The following is an 11,832-nucleotide window of genomic DNA, read 5'->3' on the forward strand; positions in this document are numbered from 1 at the left end:
CGCGCTTCGGCGACGCCGAACAGCCGGCCACCGCGCAGTGAGCCGGTCGCGCTGAGGCTGGGCGGGCCGGGGCCGGGAGAGCACGCCGCAGCGGCGGCCCCGGTCCGCGTCGGACCGGACCGCCGCTGCGAGGGTGGCGGCTCAGCCCGCCAGGACCTCGGTGACCAGCTCGCGCGCCTCGGCCTGGACGCGGACGAGGTGTTCGTCGCCCCGGAAGGACTCGGCGTAGATCTTGTACACGTCCTCGGTGCCGGACGGGCGGGCGGCGAACCAGGCGTTCTCGGTGCAGACCTTGATCCCGCCGATCGCCGCGCCGTTGCCGGGCGCCTCGGTGAGGACGGCCGTGATCGGCTCCCCGGCCAGCTCGCCGGCCTTGACCTGCTGCGGCGACAGCCGGGCCAGCAGCGCCTTCTGCTCGCGGTCGGCGGGCGCGTCCACCCGGGCGTAGGACGGGGCGCCGTGGCGGGCGGTCAGGTCGCGGTAGTACTCGCTGGGCGTACGGCCGGTCACCGCGGTGATCTCCGAGGCCAGCAGGGCGAGCAGGATGCCGTCCTTGTCGGTGGTCCACACCCCGCCGTCGCGGCGCAGGAAGGACGCCCCGGCGGACTCCTCGCCACCGAAGGCGATCGAGCCCTCCAGCAGCCCGTCGACGAACCACTTGAAGCCCACCGGCACCTCGGTCAGCTCGCGCCCGAGGTCGGCCGCGACCCGGTCCAGCATCGAGGAGGAGACCAGGGTCTTGCCCACCGCCGCGTCGGCCGGCCAGTCGGCCCGGTGGCGGTAGAGGTAGTCGACGGCCACCGCGAGGTAGTGGTTCGGGTTCATCAGGCCGTCCGGGGTGACGATGCCGTGCCGGTCGGCGTCGGCGTCGTTGCCGGTGGCGATCGCGTACTCGTCGCGACGTCCGATCAGCGAGGCCATCGCGGCGGGCGAGGAGCAGTCCATCCGGATCTTGCCGTCCCAGTCCAGCGTCATGAAGCGCCAGGTCGGGTCGGTGACCGGGTTGACGACGGTCAGGTCGAGCCGGTGGGTCTCCGCGATCCGGCCCCAGTAGGCGACGGACGCCCCGCCCAGCGGGTCGGCGCCGATCCGCAGGCCGGCCGCCCGGACGGCGTCCAGGTCCAGGACGGAGACCAGGTCCTCGGTGTAGGCGGTGAGGAAGTCGTGGCGGCCGGTGGTCGCCGCGGTCAGCGCCCGGGCGTACGGCACCCGCTTGACGCCGCGCAGGCCGTCGCGGATCAGGGCGTTGGCCCGGTCCTGGATCCAGCCGGTGGCGTCGGAGCCGGCCGGGCCGCCGCTCGGCGGGTTGTACTTGAAGCCGCCGTCGCGCGGCGGGTTGTGCGAGGGCGTGACCACGATGCCGTCGGCCAGGGCCTGCGGGTTGCGGCGGTTGTGCGCGAGGATCGCGTGCGAGACGGCCGGGGTGGGCGTGTAGCCGTCGGCACTGTCGAGCAGCACGGTGACGCCGTTGGCCGCGAGCACCTCGACCGCGGTCACCCTGGCCGGCTCGGAGAGCGCGTGGGTGTCCACACCGAGGAACAGCGGGCCGGTGATGCCCTGGGCGGCCCGGTACTCGCAGATCGCCTGGGTGGTGGCCGCGATGTGGTCGTCGTTGAACGCCGCGTCGAGCGAGGAGCCGCGGTGGCCCGAGGTGCCGAAGGCCACGCGCTGGCCCGGCTCCTCCGGGTCCGGGTGGAGCGCGTAGTACGCCGTCACCACCCGCGCCACGTCCACCAGGTCGTCCGGCTGCGCAAGCTGACCGGCCCGTGCGTGTGCCATCTGTTGTCTCCCACCAGTTCCCTGTCCGGTCGCCGGCCCGGCCGGCCCGGCGCTTCCTTGCCCCGTGCTCACCGATCGTAACCAGAACACGACCCCCGGCTGTACCCGGGCGGGCCAGGCCCGGCCGGCTCCGCACATCCACCGCGGGGCGACACCCCCTCCGTCACCCTTTGCATCGCCCGCGCCACTCAGTGAACAGGGGTAGTACTGGGGATTCCGGACCGGCACGGCCGGGGGACACACTCGAAGAAGGCAGGCGGCGGACCGCCGACCACACCAGCACGCCACGCCACCGCCCCTACGGGCCGTCAGTCCTTCCCCACCCGACGTCCGGAAGGACCCGGCGCCGGGCGCTGAACTGCCGTCACACCCCGCCACTCTCCGCACACGTCACCCTTCACCCCGTGACGGAGATTTCCCACGAAGGGATTGGGAAACCCATGAGCGCCAACGCGACCCCCTACATCGCGCACGCCGACACCGAGGCCGCCAAGCGCCTCGCCGACACCGATTCCCCCTTCACCATCGAGGTCGAGTTCCTCGGCGGGCTGTCCCCCGCCCAGCAGGACGCGTTCAAGCAGGCCGCCGACCGCTGGGCCCGCGTCATCGTCGGCGACCTGCCCGACGTCGCCGTCGGCGACCGGATCGTCGACGACCTCCTCGTCCAGGCCGAGGGCAAGACCATCGACGGCCCCCAGGGCACCCTGGGCGAGTGCGGACCGACACGGCTGCGCCCCGGCCCCGGACCCTCGAAGTTCCTCCCGGTCACCGCCCTGATGTCCTTCGACAAGGACGACCTCGCCGCCATGGAGGCCAACCGCACGCTCGTCGACGTCATCACCCACGAGATGGGGCACGCCCTCGGCATCGGTACCGTCTGGACGCGCAAGCGCCTGCTGCGGGGCGCCGGCACCAACAACCCCACCTTCGTCGGCCGGAACGCCGAGGCCGAGTACTCGGTTCTCACGGGCCGCACCGCACCCAGGGCCGTCCCCGTCGAGAACACCGGCGGGCCGGGTACCGCCGACGGCCACTGGCGCGAGACCGTCTTCGACAACGAACTCATGACCGGCTTCGTGGGCCGGGCCGGCAACCCGCTGAGCCGGCTGACCGTGGCCAGCCTCAAGGACCTGGGCTACGTGGTCGACCTGGACGCCGCCGATCCGTACACGCTGCCCAACCACCTCGAACTCGCCGAGAGCGGTGCACTGCGGACCCGCACCGCCCCGATCGACGTCGGCGTCGTGATCCCCACCATCCCCGAGGTCCTGCCCGCCGACAGCCTCCAGGTCGCCTGAGGCACCACCCGCCATGGCGGACCACGACCGACCCCACCACGAGGACGAGCGCTACGTCGTCCGGCGTCCCGAAGCCTCGGTCCTCGACAGCCAGTCCGTCGTCCCCCGGGACAACGTCGTACGCCCCCCGCCGAACCGCTTCACCCACACGCTCACCGCCGACCAGCCGTACTGGTACGACCCGAACAGCCCCGAGGGCGCACCCGACGGCATCATCCCCGCCGGCACCGCCGTCGCCCTGCTCGTCCGGGCCGACGACGAACGCTGCCGCGTCGTCACCCCGGCCGGTCTCTACGTCAGCGTCCCCTGCACCCGTCTCCGCCTCCTGCCGGACCCGCCCCGGCCCGCGCCACCCGACGACGCGGCCGGCGACGGGACCACCTGAGGCCGGAAGCCCGAACGGGCGCGAGGAGGACCACTCCTGCAGGAACCCGCTGCGGCACGACGGGTCCGGTCCCACGCGGACCGGATCCGTCGTGCCGCAGCGGGGCGGGCCGACTACGAGGCGGCCGAGCGCTACGAGGCGGGCAGCTGCTCGCGGTAGGCGTCCAGGGCGGGGGCGGTGGTCGTCGCGACGAACTCGGTGACCGCGTACGTGGCCAGGCCCGCCACCGTGAAGGGGTCGGTGCGGGTGATCTCCTCGACCGCCGCCCGGTCGACGCCGGCGGCGAGGATGAGGCCGCCGTCACGGGGCACCTTGCGGCCGGAGGCGAGGAAGGTGCCGGCCGCGTAGTGGGCCTTCAGCCATTCCACGTGCTCGGGCAGCACGGCGTCGATGCGGTCCAGCGGTGCGGTGTAGGTCAGCTCCAGAACGAACATGCCGCCCAGGCTAGCCGTCCACCCCGATCCGCCGTCAGCCGCCCTGACGGGCACGGGATTTTACCGAACGGTCGACCAACGGGGAGGGACGGCGGGCTAGCGTTCAGGGCATCCACCGGACGACAGGGCGCGGGCAGGCCGCGCGGGAAGAGGTGTGCCGTGAACACGATCGACGTCACTGCAGCCGCGGCGGCGCTGCCGCAGGCGTGGAGCTCGCAGGTGCTGGGCCGGGTGGGCCCGACCGAGGTCAAGGTGCTGCGGATGGACGGGCTCCCGCTGCCGGAGGAGCGGCACGACCTGGCCGAGGTGCTGCTCGTGCTGGACGGCCGGCTGGAGCTGCTGGTCGACGGCGTGGCCGTACCGGTGGGGCCGGGCGGGATGTACGTCGTCCCGGCGGGCGTTCCGCACGCGGTGGCGGCGGGCAGCCGAGGCACGCTGGTGATCGTCGAGGCCGGCCCCTGACCGGTCCTGGCAGCGTGTCAGGCCCCATCATGCCAGGTCAGCGGCCTCGCCGGTAGGACCCAACGCACGTTCGTCCTCCCTTGCCGCACGGTGCCCCGGGCCCGCAGACTCGTCCGCATCCACTCCCCCGGCCCCGTGCCGGCCCCCGTCCGCGGGCGCCGTCGCGCACGTCGTGCTGCCCAGCCGGCCGGGAGGGAGCAGGCGAATCGAGGGGGAATCGACATGGTGGACCAGGATGCGCTGCTGCGGGCGCGGGTCCTGCTGCTGAGCAGCAACGACCGGATCCTGCGCGGGCCGAAGGCGCTCGGGGCGTACCGGCTGCTGGCCTCCGCCGCACCGGAGGTGTACGGGTCCAAGCTGGTCGTCGTCCTGATCCGCGAGGCCATCGCGCTGGCGGGGAGCGACCCGGCGACGGCACGCGAGGTGCTGGACGAGGCGGTGGCCGTCGCGGAGGCTCTGGAGGAGCGCAACCCGTACCGGGCGGAGGTGCTCGCCGACGCCCTGGCGCACCGCGCCATGCTGTGATCCGCACCCGCCCCTCCTCCGCTCCCGCAGCGGAGGAGGGGCGAATGCTGCCCGCACGCGAGCCGACTGCGGTACAACACTGCTGATATGACGATTGATCGGAGAAATCTGAAATGAGCAAGTCAGCTCTACCGCGTCGCGGACTGCTCGTGGGTGCGGCGGCCACGGTCATCGGCTGGAACACCGCGGCACGCTCCTGGGCGGTCACCGGCTCCGCCTCCGGCGCGGAGGTGGTCCCGGCCCCTGGGGCGGCCGACCTGGCCGCCCTGCCGCGTCTCGACGGAAGCGTCGTCGCCGACCCGGACACCCTCGCCCGCTTCGCGGGGGACTTCGGACACCTCGTCACCGCCACGCCCCGGGCGGTGCTGCGCCCCGGGTCGGTGCGCGACGTCGCCACGGCCGTCGCGTTCGCGCACCGGCACCGGATCCCCGTGGCAATGAACGGCCAGAGCGGGACCGGATCCGCGGCCGAACTGGAGTCGCACTCCAGCTACGGGCAGGCCACGGCCCCCGGCGGCCTCGCCATCGACGCCCGCGGCCTGGACCGGATCATCGCCGTCACCCCCGGCCGGGCCGTCGTGGAGGCCGGCGTCACCTGGGCGCAGCTCACCGACGCCGCGCTCGCCCAGGGCTGGGCACCGCCCTGCCTGACGGACTACCTGCACCTGTCGGTCGGCGGCACGTTGAGCGTCGGCGGGATCGGCGGCGCCGTCCAGCGGTACGGGCTGCAGGTGGACACCGTCGAGTCGGTCGACGTGGTCACCGGCACCGGGCAGCTGGTCACCGCCTCCCCCACGGCCAACCGGGAGCTGTTCGACGCGGTGCTGGCCGGCGGCGGCCAGGCCGGGATCATCGTCCGGGCGACCCTGCGCCTGGTCCGCGCCCGGGAGCGGGCCCTGGTGTTCACCCTGTTCTACGACGACCCGGCCGCCTTCCTCGCGGACCAGGAGCGGCTGACCACCGAGCAGCGGTTCGACCTCCAGGTCGGCGAGGTGATGCGCAACGCGGCGGGCACCGGCTGGCGCTACAAGGCGGAGCTCGTCGCCCACTACGACGGCACCGCCGTCCCCGACCGCGCGGAACTGCTGCACGGACTGCACCACCTGCCCGCCGAGACCACGGTCGTCGACCAGACCGCGCGCGAGTACGCGTTCCGGGTGGACGGCTTCGCCGACTACCTCAAGGCGGCCGGCCTCTGGGGGCAGCCGAAGCCGTGGATCAGCCTCTTCCTCCCGGCCTCGACCACCGCGACGTTCCTGCGCGAGGCGGAGGCACTGCTCACGCCCGAGGACCTGGGCGCCGGGCTGCTCCTCTTCTACCCGTTCCGGACCGACCTGTTCACCCGCCCCATGGCCGTGATGCCCGCCGAGCCCATCGGCTGGCACTTCGACCTGATCTCCTTCCCCACCCCCGGCGCCGACACCGCCGCCGCCCTGCGCCGCAACCGCACCCTCTACGACCGGGCGGTCGCCCTCGGCGGCAAGCGCTACCTCATCGGCGCCATCCCCGGCCTCACCCGCACCGACTGGCGCCGCCACTACGGCCCCCTCTGGCCCGCCGCCGTCGCCGCGAAGCACCGCTACGACCCCGTCGGCATCCTCACCCCCGGCCAGGGCATCCACTCCTGACGGTGACCATGGTCACGAGCGGCCCCCGGCCGGCCGGGGGCCGCTCGTGACCATCCACCGGTCCTTGAGGATCGTTGGCAGCCGGGCTGACGTCCGGGGCCCGACAGCATCAACATCCTCAGGAAGTCGCCATGCCTCGCCGGACTCCGCGCGAGATCAGGTCCCAGCTGCCGCTCCGGGACACACGGTATGACGGACGAACCGTCATACCGGGGTTGTCTGCGTCAGCAAACCGCCGGATAGCCACCTTCGAGCGCGGCCGAGGCCTGCCGAGGGGCGAAGTCGCACTCACGCTCCGGCGCTGGACCCTGCGGGCCGGGCACCCCCACAGTGCAGACGACTCGCACTACGGGTACGCCGACGGCCCGACCGGACACATCCGCACGCTGCTCGAAGTGGCGGCCTGGAACCTGCGCTCCCGGGGCGCGGCGGGAGCTGCGAGCCGCCCTGGCCCCCGTCGACGCCCGCATCCTCGGCAGAACGGTCAACGACCCCTTCGCCCCGCAGCATCTGCCCTGGTGGCAACGGCGCATCGAAGTCTAGTGCCGTGACCGCGAAGGTTCACCGGCTTTCGCCGGCGGCTGCGACGACTGGACTGGTTGGATGACGGCGGAGAATGAGGTTCGGTCCGGGGTGTGCAGGGTTTCCCCGCGGTCCTGCATCGGGAGGGCACATGCAACGCGGCGAAGTCTGGTGGGTGGACTTTGACGAGCGACGGCCGGTCGTGCTGCTGTCAGGAGACGAAGCGTCCGGGTTCCGAGCGATGCAAGTCGTCGCTCCTGCGGGGACCGAGATCAGCGGTGTGGCCGTCGAGGTGGCAGTGGGGGCTCCAGAGGGGCTGCCTCTCGGGGGCGTTCTTCGAGTGGCGCTCCCACGTCCCGGACTTGTCCCGTGCACTTGGCTGGTCACACTGGCCCGGGAAGACCTGATCGAGCGGGTGGGAGCCTTGTCGTCAGCGAAGCTCGACGAGATCAAGGACGCCCTCCGCGCTGGTGGACTCGAGCGGGCAGTGCGCCAGGGTGCTTGATCAGGCAACGAGCGCGGGCCGGCCGCCCCGGCGGAGTCCCTTCTCGCTGCGGATGCGGACGCGTTCGCGCCGTTGGGCGGCCAGGACCTCGGGGTGGCGGGCGTTGGCATTGCGCCACCGCAGGTAGGCGTGCAGGGCTCGGGTCTGGACCGTGTGGTTCGGATGGTTCGAGTTCGCGAGGGTGAACTGCCGCAGCGGTCCGAAGCGCGCCTCGATCGGGTTCGCCCAAGAGGCGTTGGTCGGGGTGAAGCACAGGTGGACGTTGTTGTTCTTCGCCCAGCGGCGGATCTTCTGGCTGTTGTGGGCGGAGAGATTGTCCAGGATCACGTAGACCGGGGCGCCGTCCGGGCGCGCTGCCCGGATCGACCTGAGTGCAGCCAGGGTGTTCGCGGTGCCCTTGCGGCGCCGGTTGACGCCCCACAACGTGTCGTCGCCTACCGAGTAGCAGCCGTGAAAGTACGTGACGCCGAGGGTGCGGTGGTAGGTCGCCGGCAGCCGGTTCGGCTTGCCCTCCCCCGCAGCCAGGCAGTCCACGCCGCCACTCCAACGCCCCGCTGCGCCTCGCGAGGCGCAGCGGCAAGGCTGGTTTGAGTACGGGTACTCATGTGGGCCAGGGGGCCGGCTGACAGGATCCGCAGTATGAAAAGCGGGAAAGCGGCGCTGACGGCCCTGCATCTCTTCCTGGTCTGGGCGTTGATGACGGCCGTGGTGCCGTCGCTGGGCTTCGGACTTGTGCTGACGGCCTGGGGTGGCGGGGTCGGCGCGACGGTGCCGGTCGTCGGGTTGGGTGTGCCGCTGACGGTCGGCTTGCTGGTTGCAGCGGGTATACCGGCGCGGACCGTCGTGCCGCTGTGCGGCTCGGTGCCGCAGCGGCTGGGCTGGGCGGTCATGGTCTTCGTCCTCGGCACGCTCGGCGTCCTGGCGGGTCTGGCCGCCTATAGCGGGAACGTCGACCTGGGGAGTGCCGGTACCCGGATCGCTCTGACCGGGTTGCCGTACACCGTGGCGGCGGCGTTCTTCGTACCAAGCCGGCAGGTTCGGCTCGGGGCGCTGGCCGTACTGGCGGCTGTCGTGGTCTATGCGGGCTTCGTCGGCCCCGCACAGACCCAGCAGCACCAGTCCGAGAGGGAGGTCGCGCGGTACCGGGAGCGTTCGGAGCTGCTCTACCTGGGCGCCGCACCGCGGGGCATGGAGGTGTCCCGCGCCGAGGTGGGCGCCGGCTCCTTCATCGTCGAATACCGGCCCGTCCGGCAGGGAGAGGAACTCGGCTATGTGGGCTTGACCGTGCGCTCGCCAGTCTCGCCGCCACCCCGGTGCCCCGAGCACGCGGAGGAGGGAGTGACCTGCACGGAAACGAACGGCGAGATGCTCACGGTCCGCGAGTTCTCCGGTGGCACCCGCGCCGTCACCCTCACCCGCCGCTATCCGACCACGGAGGTCGAGGTCGCCAGCCAGACGCTCGATGAAGTCGGGCTACGCCATCTCCTGGACACTCTGCACCCGCTGTCCGAGCAGGAGTTGGAGAAGTTGATGCGGGAGAAGAAGATCAGCGCCAGGAACTGAGCCGCATCCGTCCCGAGGTTGCGTCGTCACCCGCCACACCGTCACGTCCCCGAAGCCGACCTCCCCTGTGAGAGGTTCCTGCCGCGCCGATGCGGCCCGACTCGGTCCCGACAGCGTCCGACCAACGACACCCTGGTCAGGCGCGTCCGGTGGACGATCCGCCCCGGGAGCGCAAGCCGGGTGGCTACCATCTGCTTATGGTCGATCACGAGACGGTATTTCAGTCCTTGGACGGCACCGCACTGTTCGGCACGGTGTGCGCGGCAAGGGCACAGGGCTCTGTGGCGGTACTCGTGCACGGATCGGGGGTGACCCGGGAAGAGGGTGGGTTCTTCACCCGTCTGGCTGCCGGGTTGGCCGGCTCGGGGGTGACGAGTCTGCGGTTCGACCTGCGGGCGCATGGGGCCAGCGGGGGGCGTGAGTCGGAGCTGACGATCGCCTCAGTGACCAATGACATCCGGGCGGCCTGCGACCACGTGCGCATGCTGACCGGCCGGTCGGGGCCGGTGCACGTGGTCGCCGCGTCGTTCTCGGGCGGCGCGGCCGCGTTGCACGCCGCCCATCGGCCGGAGGACGTGGACAAGCTGGTGCTACTCAACCCGCGGCTGGACTACAAGGAGCGGTACGTCACTTCCCGGCCGGGATGGTCGGACGACTACCTGTCCGGGGACCTGGCGGTGCGGTTGGAGGAGCAGGGCTTCACCGAGAAGTCGCCGTTCGAGCTGAACCGGGCCCTGCTGAACGAGGTCTTCTACCTGGACACACCGACGATCCTGGCCGGGGTGCGGGCGCCGGTGCTGATGGTGCACGGCACTGCGGACACGTTTGTGCCGGTCGATTCCTCCCGCTGGCACAGGCCCATGTTCGGCGGACCGGTGGAGCTGGTGGAGCTGGACGGCGCCCAGCACGGCTTCGCCGTCCACGACGACCCGCGGTACCTGCACCCGCAGTCGCAGGCGTGGCAGCGCGAGGTGATCGAGCGGGTGGGCGTCTTCCTGGCCGGTTAGGCCGGGGCCAGCTCGCCCAGCCGCTGCCGGAACTCGCGTACTGCCGGGCGGCTGGCGTGCGGCGCGAGGTCGTCGGCGGTGCGGTGGAGCTCGGCGAGGGCCTGCCCGAAGCGGGCACCCGCGGCAAGGGCGAGGGACGTGAGCGCGGTGGTGGCGGCTTCGTCGACTTCGCCGGCGCCGACCAGGGCGCCGGAGTAGTGGGCGGTGAAGAACGCGCGGTCGCGGCGCGCGAACGCGTTCGAGGCCAGGTGTTCGCCGAAGATGCCGACGGCTCGTGTGCTCTGGCCGGCCTCGCGATAGCAGATCGCGCTCTGGACCATCAGCCGCTCGCGGGTGTAGCTGTCGCCGAGCGGGCCGGTGCAGGTGGCGGGGCCGCTCGGCGGGGCTGCCTGGTCGAGCGCGGCGTGCGCCCGGTCGAGGACGCGGGTCACCTGGTCGGCGCCGGCACCGGTGAGGGCCAGCGCCCGGGCCTGCTGCTGGAGGGCTTCGGCGCGAGGTCGCGGTGGCAGGGTCCAGGGGCCGCCAGTGGCGGCGCGGGCGAGGTCGAGCATCCTGCCCGCCTCGGTGCGCTCGGTCGCCTGGGCCTGGCGGAGCAGTACGTAGGCGTGCATCGGGCCGTCGCCGGCCAGGGTCGCCCACTCCTTGGCCTGGTGATGCCAGTAGGCGACCGCCGGGGCATAGGCGCCGGCGTCCCGGTGGAGCCATGCGGCCAGTTCCGCGCCGCGGGCGCCGAGGACCAGCAGCTCGCGCCGCAGGTCCTCTCCGGCGGTGCGGGCGGTGGAGTTGATCGCCGCGAGGATGCCCAGCGCGGTGGGCAGCACCTCGTGCGGGCCGGCCAGCCCGTCCGCGCGGGCGGCATCGTCCAGTGTACCTCGCAGGTGGCCGAGGAGTTCGTCCCGGCCGTGCCGGCGGGCGTGGTTCGCGGCGGCGGTGAGGTGGTCCAGGGCCGTGAGGTCGAGCACCGGAACGGCACCCGCCAAGCCCAGGAATGTCCGTCGGCGCACGTGCTCCTCCAGCTGTCGTCCGCTCCCGTCCGGTCGCCGTCCGGTGGGCCGGGCGAGCCGGCGAAAGCCGAGATCCTCAAGCAGGCAGTCGAACATCGCCTCCAGCACGCGCCTCGCATCCCGGTTGGGCCAGGCCGACTCGCCCGACTCCCACCGCCGCACCTGCCGGACCGAGATCCTGGCCCGCTCGCCCAGGTCGCGGGCCGTTTCGTCGTACGCGGCGGCGAAATCCTCCTGCGTGTGCCAGCCCCGTTGGACTCGGGCGGCGACGAACCGCCAGTTGGCGACGGTGTGTTCAGGCATGGGCACCCCCCGGGATTCCAGAACCACGGTAGCCGTCATGGCCACCGTGAGCGAGGGAGCACTACCTATCCGTCACGGTGTCCGGTGATGCGTCCGGTGGTCCGGCCTCGACCCCGGCCGCGGCCGGCGGTGAACTGAGAGACACCGGACCGGCCCGCACGGCCGAGTCCCCAACACCCCCTCTACGAAGGAGGACCACGCCATGAAGACCACCACCCCGGCGAAGACCCCGGCCGTCACGCTCGACCCGAAGAAGGTCGCCGCGCTCCAGGCCAAGGTGAGCCGGCTCGTCGGGACCGGCGCGCTGGCCGCCGCCCCGCACACCTACCACCACTGAGGTACCCCGGGAGGGCGGGACGGCTGGGGCCGCCCACCCTCCCCGGCTCACCACACCCCGCGCCCGGACATAAGGAGTCA

12 protein-coding genes and 1 pseudogene are annotated in these 11,832 nt (G+C 72.5%); 9 read left to right on the forward strand and 4 right to left on the reverse strand.

Going from position 1 to position 11,832, the window contains the following annotated elements:
* Nucleotides 1–141 precede the first annotated feature (141 nt).
* Complete coding sequence (pgm, locus tag ABZ885_RS27185) at nucleotides 142–1,779, reverse strand: phosphoglucomutase (alpha-D-glucose-1,6-bisphosphate-dependent) (RefSeq protein ID WP_360193833.1); 1,638 nt, start codon at nucleotides 1,777–1,779, stop codon at nucleotides 142–144.
* A gap of 440 nt (nucleotides 1,780–2,219) precedes the next feature.
* Here pgm and ABZ885_RS27190 point away from each other — a divergent pair, with 440 nt between their 5' ends.
* On the forward strand, nucleotides 2,220–3,077 hold the full coding sequence (locus tag ABZ885_RS27190) for a leishmanolysin-related zinc metalloendopeptidase (RefSeq protein WP_360193836.1): 858 nt from the start codon (nucleotides 2,220–2,222) through the stop codon (nucleotides 3,075–3,077).
* A 13-nt stretch (nucleotides 3,078–3,090) separates the two neighbouring features.
* On the forward strand, nucleotides 3,091–3,462 hold the full coding sequence (locus ABZ885_RS27195; protein WP_360193839.1) for a hypothetical protein: 372 nt from the start codon (nucleotides 3,091–3,093) through the stop codon (nucleotides 3,460–3,462).
* 131 nt (nucleotides 3,463–3,593) lie between these two features.
* On the opposite strand, the gene ABZ885_RS27200 is transcribed toward ABZ885_RS27195, so the two are convergent.
* Nucleotides 3,594–3,896, reverse strand: a complete 303-nt coding sequence (locus tag ABZ885_RS27200) for a YciI family protein (RefSeq protein ID WP_360193842.1) — start codon at nucleotides 3,894–3,896, stop codon at nucleotides 3,594–3,596.
* Nucleotides 3,897–4,055: 159 nt separating this feature from the next.
* Between ABZ885_RS27200 and ABZ885_RS27205 the strand changes: the two genes are divergently transcribed.
* The 4 genes from ABZ885_RS27205 (at nucleotide 4,056) to ABZ885_RS27220 (ending at nucleotide 7,538) form a co-directional block, all read left to right on the forward strand.
* Nucleotides 4,056–4,358, forward strand: coding sequence for a cupin domain-containing protein (locus ABZ885_RS27205; protein ID WP_360193845.1), 303 nt, complete (start codon nucleotides 4,056–4,058; stop codon nucleotides 4,356–4,358).
* A gap of 222 nt (nucleotides 4,359–4,580) precedes the next feature.
* Complete coding sequence (locus ABZ885_RS27210) at nucleotides 4,581–4,883, forward strand: hypothetical protein (RefSeq protein WP_360193847.1); 303 nt, start codon at nucleotides 4,581–4,583, stop codon at nucleotides 4,881–4,883.
* A gap of 113 nt (nucleotides 4,884–4,996) precedes the next feature.
* Nucleotides 4,997–6,511 carry an FAD-binding protein gene (locus ABZ885_RS27215; RefSeq protein ID WP_360193850.1) on the forward strand — a complete coding sequence of 505 codons (1,515 nt, stop codon included), beginning with the start codon at nucleotides 4,997–4,999 and terminating at the stop codon, nucleotides 6,509–6,511.
* A 673-nt stretch (nucleotides 6,512–7,184) separates the two neighbouring features.
* Nucleotides 7,185–7,538, forward strand: coding sequence for a type II toxin-antitoxin system PemK/MazF family toxin (locus ABZ885_RS27220; protein WP_360193853.1), 354 nt, complete (start codon nucleotides 7,185–7,187; stop codon nucleotides 7,536–7,538).
* Here ABZ885_RS27220 and ABZ885_RS27225 read toward each other — a convergent pair.
* Nucleotides 7,539–8,051, reverse strand: a pseudogene (locus tag ABZ885_RS27225) (transposase); the annotation flags it as partial.
* Nucleotides 8,052–8,177: 126 nt separating this feature from the next.
* On the opposite strand from ABZ885_RS27225, the gene ABZ885_RS27230 reads away from it, so the two are divergent.
* The gene (locus tag ABZ885_RS27230) at nucleotides 8,178–9,101 is read left to right on the forward strand and encodes a hypothetical protein (protein WP_360193855.1); all 924 of its coding nucleotides are present in this window, start codon (nucleotides 8,178–8,180) and stop codon (nucleotides 9,099–9,101) included.
* Nucleotides 9,102–9,298: 197 nt separating this feature from the next.
* A complete protein-coding gene (locus tag ABZ885_RS27235; protein WP_360193858.1) occupies nucleotides 9,299–10,108 on the forward strand; it encodes an alpha/beta fold hydrolase in 810 nt (269 codons plus the stop codon).
* Here the strand turns inward: ABZ885_RS27235 and ABZ885_RS27240 are convergent.
* Complete coding sequence (locus tag ABZ885_RS27240; RefSeq protein ID WP_360193860.1) at nucleotides 10,105–11,415, reverse strand: XRE family transcriptional regulator; 1,311 nt, start codon at nucleotides 11,413–11,415, stop codon at nucleotides 10,105–10,107. The two genes, ABZ885_RS27235 and ABZ885_RS27240, sit on opposite strands and share 4 nt — an antisense overlap.
* A 202-nt stretch (nucleotides 11,416–11,617) precedes the next feature.
* Between ABZ885_RS27240 and ABZ885_RS27245 the strand changes: the two genes are divergently transcribed.
* Complete coding sequence (locus tag ABZ885_RS27245; protein ID WP_360193863.1) at nucleotides 11,618–11,752, forward strand: hypothetical protein; 135 nt, start codon at nucleotides 11,618–11,620, stop codon at nucleotides 11,750–11,752.
* The last annotated feature ends 80 nt before the right edge of the window (nucleotides 11,753–11,832 follow it).

The sequence above is a fragment of the Kitasatospora sp. NPDC047058 genome, assembly GCF_040643935.1.
Lineage (GTDB): Bacteria > Actinomycetota > Actinomycetes > Streptomycetales > Streptomycetaceae > Kitasatospora.

Excerpts from the sequence above, each read along its gene's own strand:
- pgm (WP_360193833.1), bottom strand. The coding sequence starts at position 1,779 with ATGGCACACGCACGGGCCGGTCAGCTTGCGCAGCCGGACGACCTGGTG.
- ABZ885_RS27190 (WP_360193836.1), top strand. The coding sequence starts at position 2,220 with ATGAGCGCCAACGCGACCCCCTACATCGCGCACGCCGACACCGAGGCC.
- ABZ885_RS27195 (WP_360193839.1), top strand. The coding sequence starts at position 3,091 with ATGGCGGACCACGACCGACCCCACCACGAGGACGAGCGCTACGTCGTC.
- ABZ885_RS27200 (WP_360193842.1), bottom strand. The coding sequence starts at position 3,896 with ATGTTCGTTCTGGAGCTGACCTACACCGCACCGCTGGACCGCATCGAC.
- ABZ885_RS27210 (WP_360193847.1), top strand. The coding sequence starts at position 4,581 with ATGGTGGACCAGGATGCGCTGCTGCGGGCGCGGGTCCTGCTGCTGAGC.
- ABZ885_RS27215 (WP_360193850.1), top strand. The coding sequence starts at position 4,997 with ATGAGCAAGTCAGCTCTACCGCGTCGCGGACTGCTCGTGGGTGCGGCG.
- ABZ885_RS27220 (WP_360193853.1), top strand. The coding sequence starts at position 7,185 with ATGCAACGCGGCGAAGTCTGGTGGGTGGACTTTGACGAGCGACGGCCG.
- ABZ885_RS27230 (WP_360193855.1), top strand. The coding sequence starts at position 8,178 with ATGAAAAGCGGGAAAGCGGCGCTGACGGCCCTGCATCTCTTCCTGGTC.
- ABZ885_RS27235 (WP_360193858.1), top strand. The coding sequence starts at position 9,299 with ATGGTCGATCACGAGACGGTATTTCAGTCCTTGGACGGCACCGCACTG.
- ABZ885_RS27240 (WP_360193860.1), bottom strand. The coding sequence starts at position 11,415 with ATGCCTGAACACACCGTCGCCAACTGGCGGTTCGTCGCCGCCCGAGTC.
- ABZ885_RS27245 (WP_360193863.1), top strand. The coding sequence starts at position 11,618 with ATGAAGACCACCACCCCGGCGAAGACCCCGGCCGTCACGCTCGACCCG.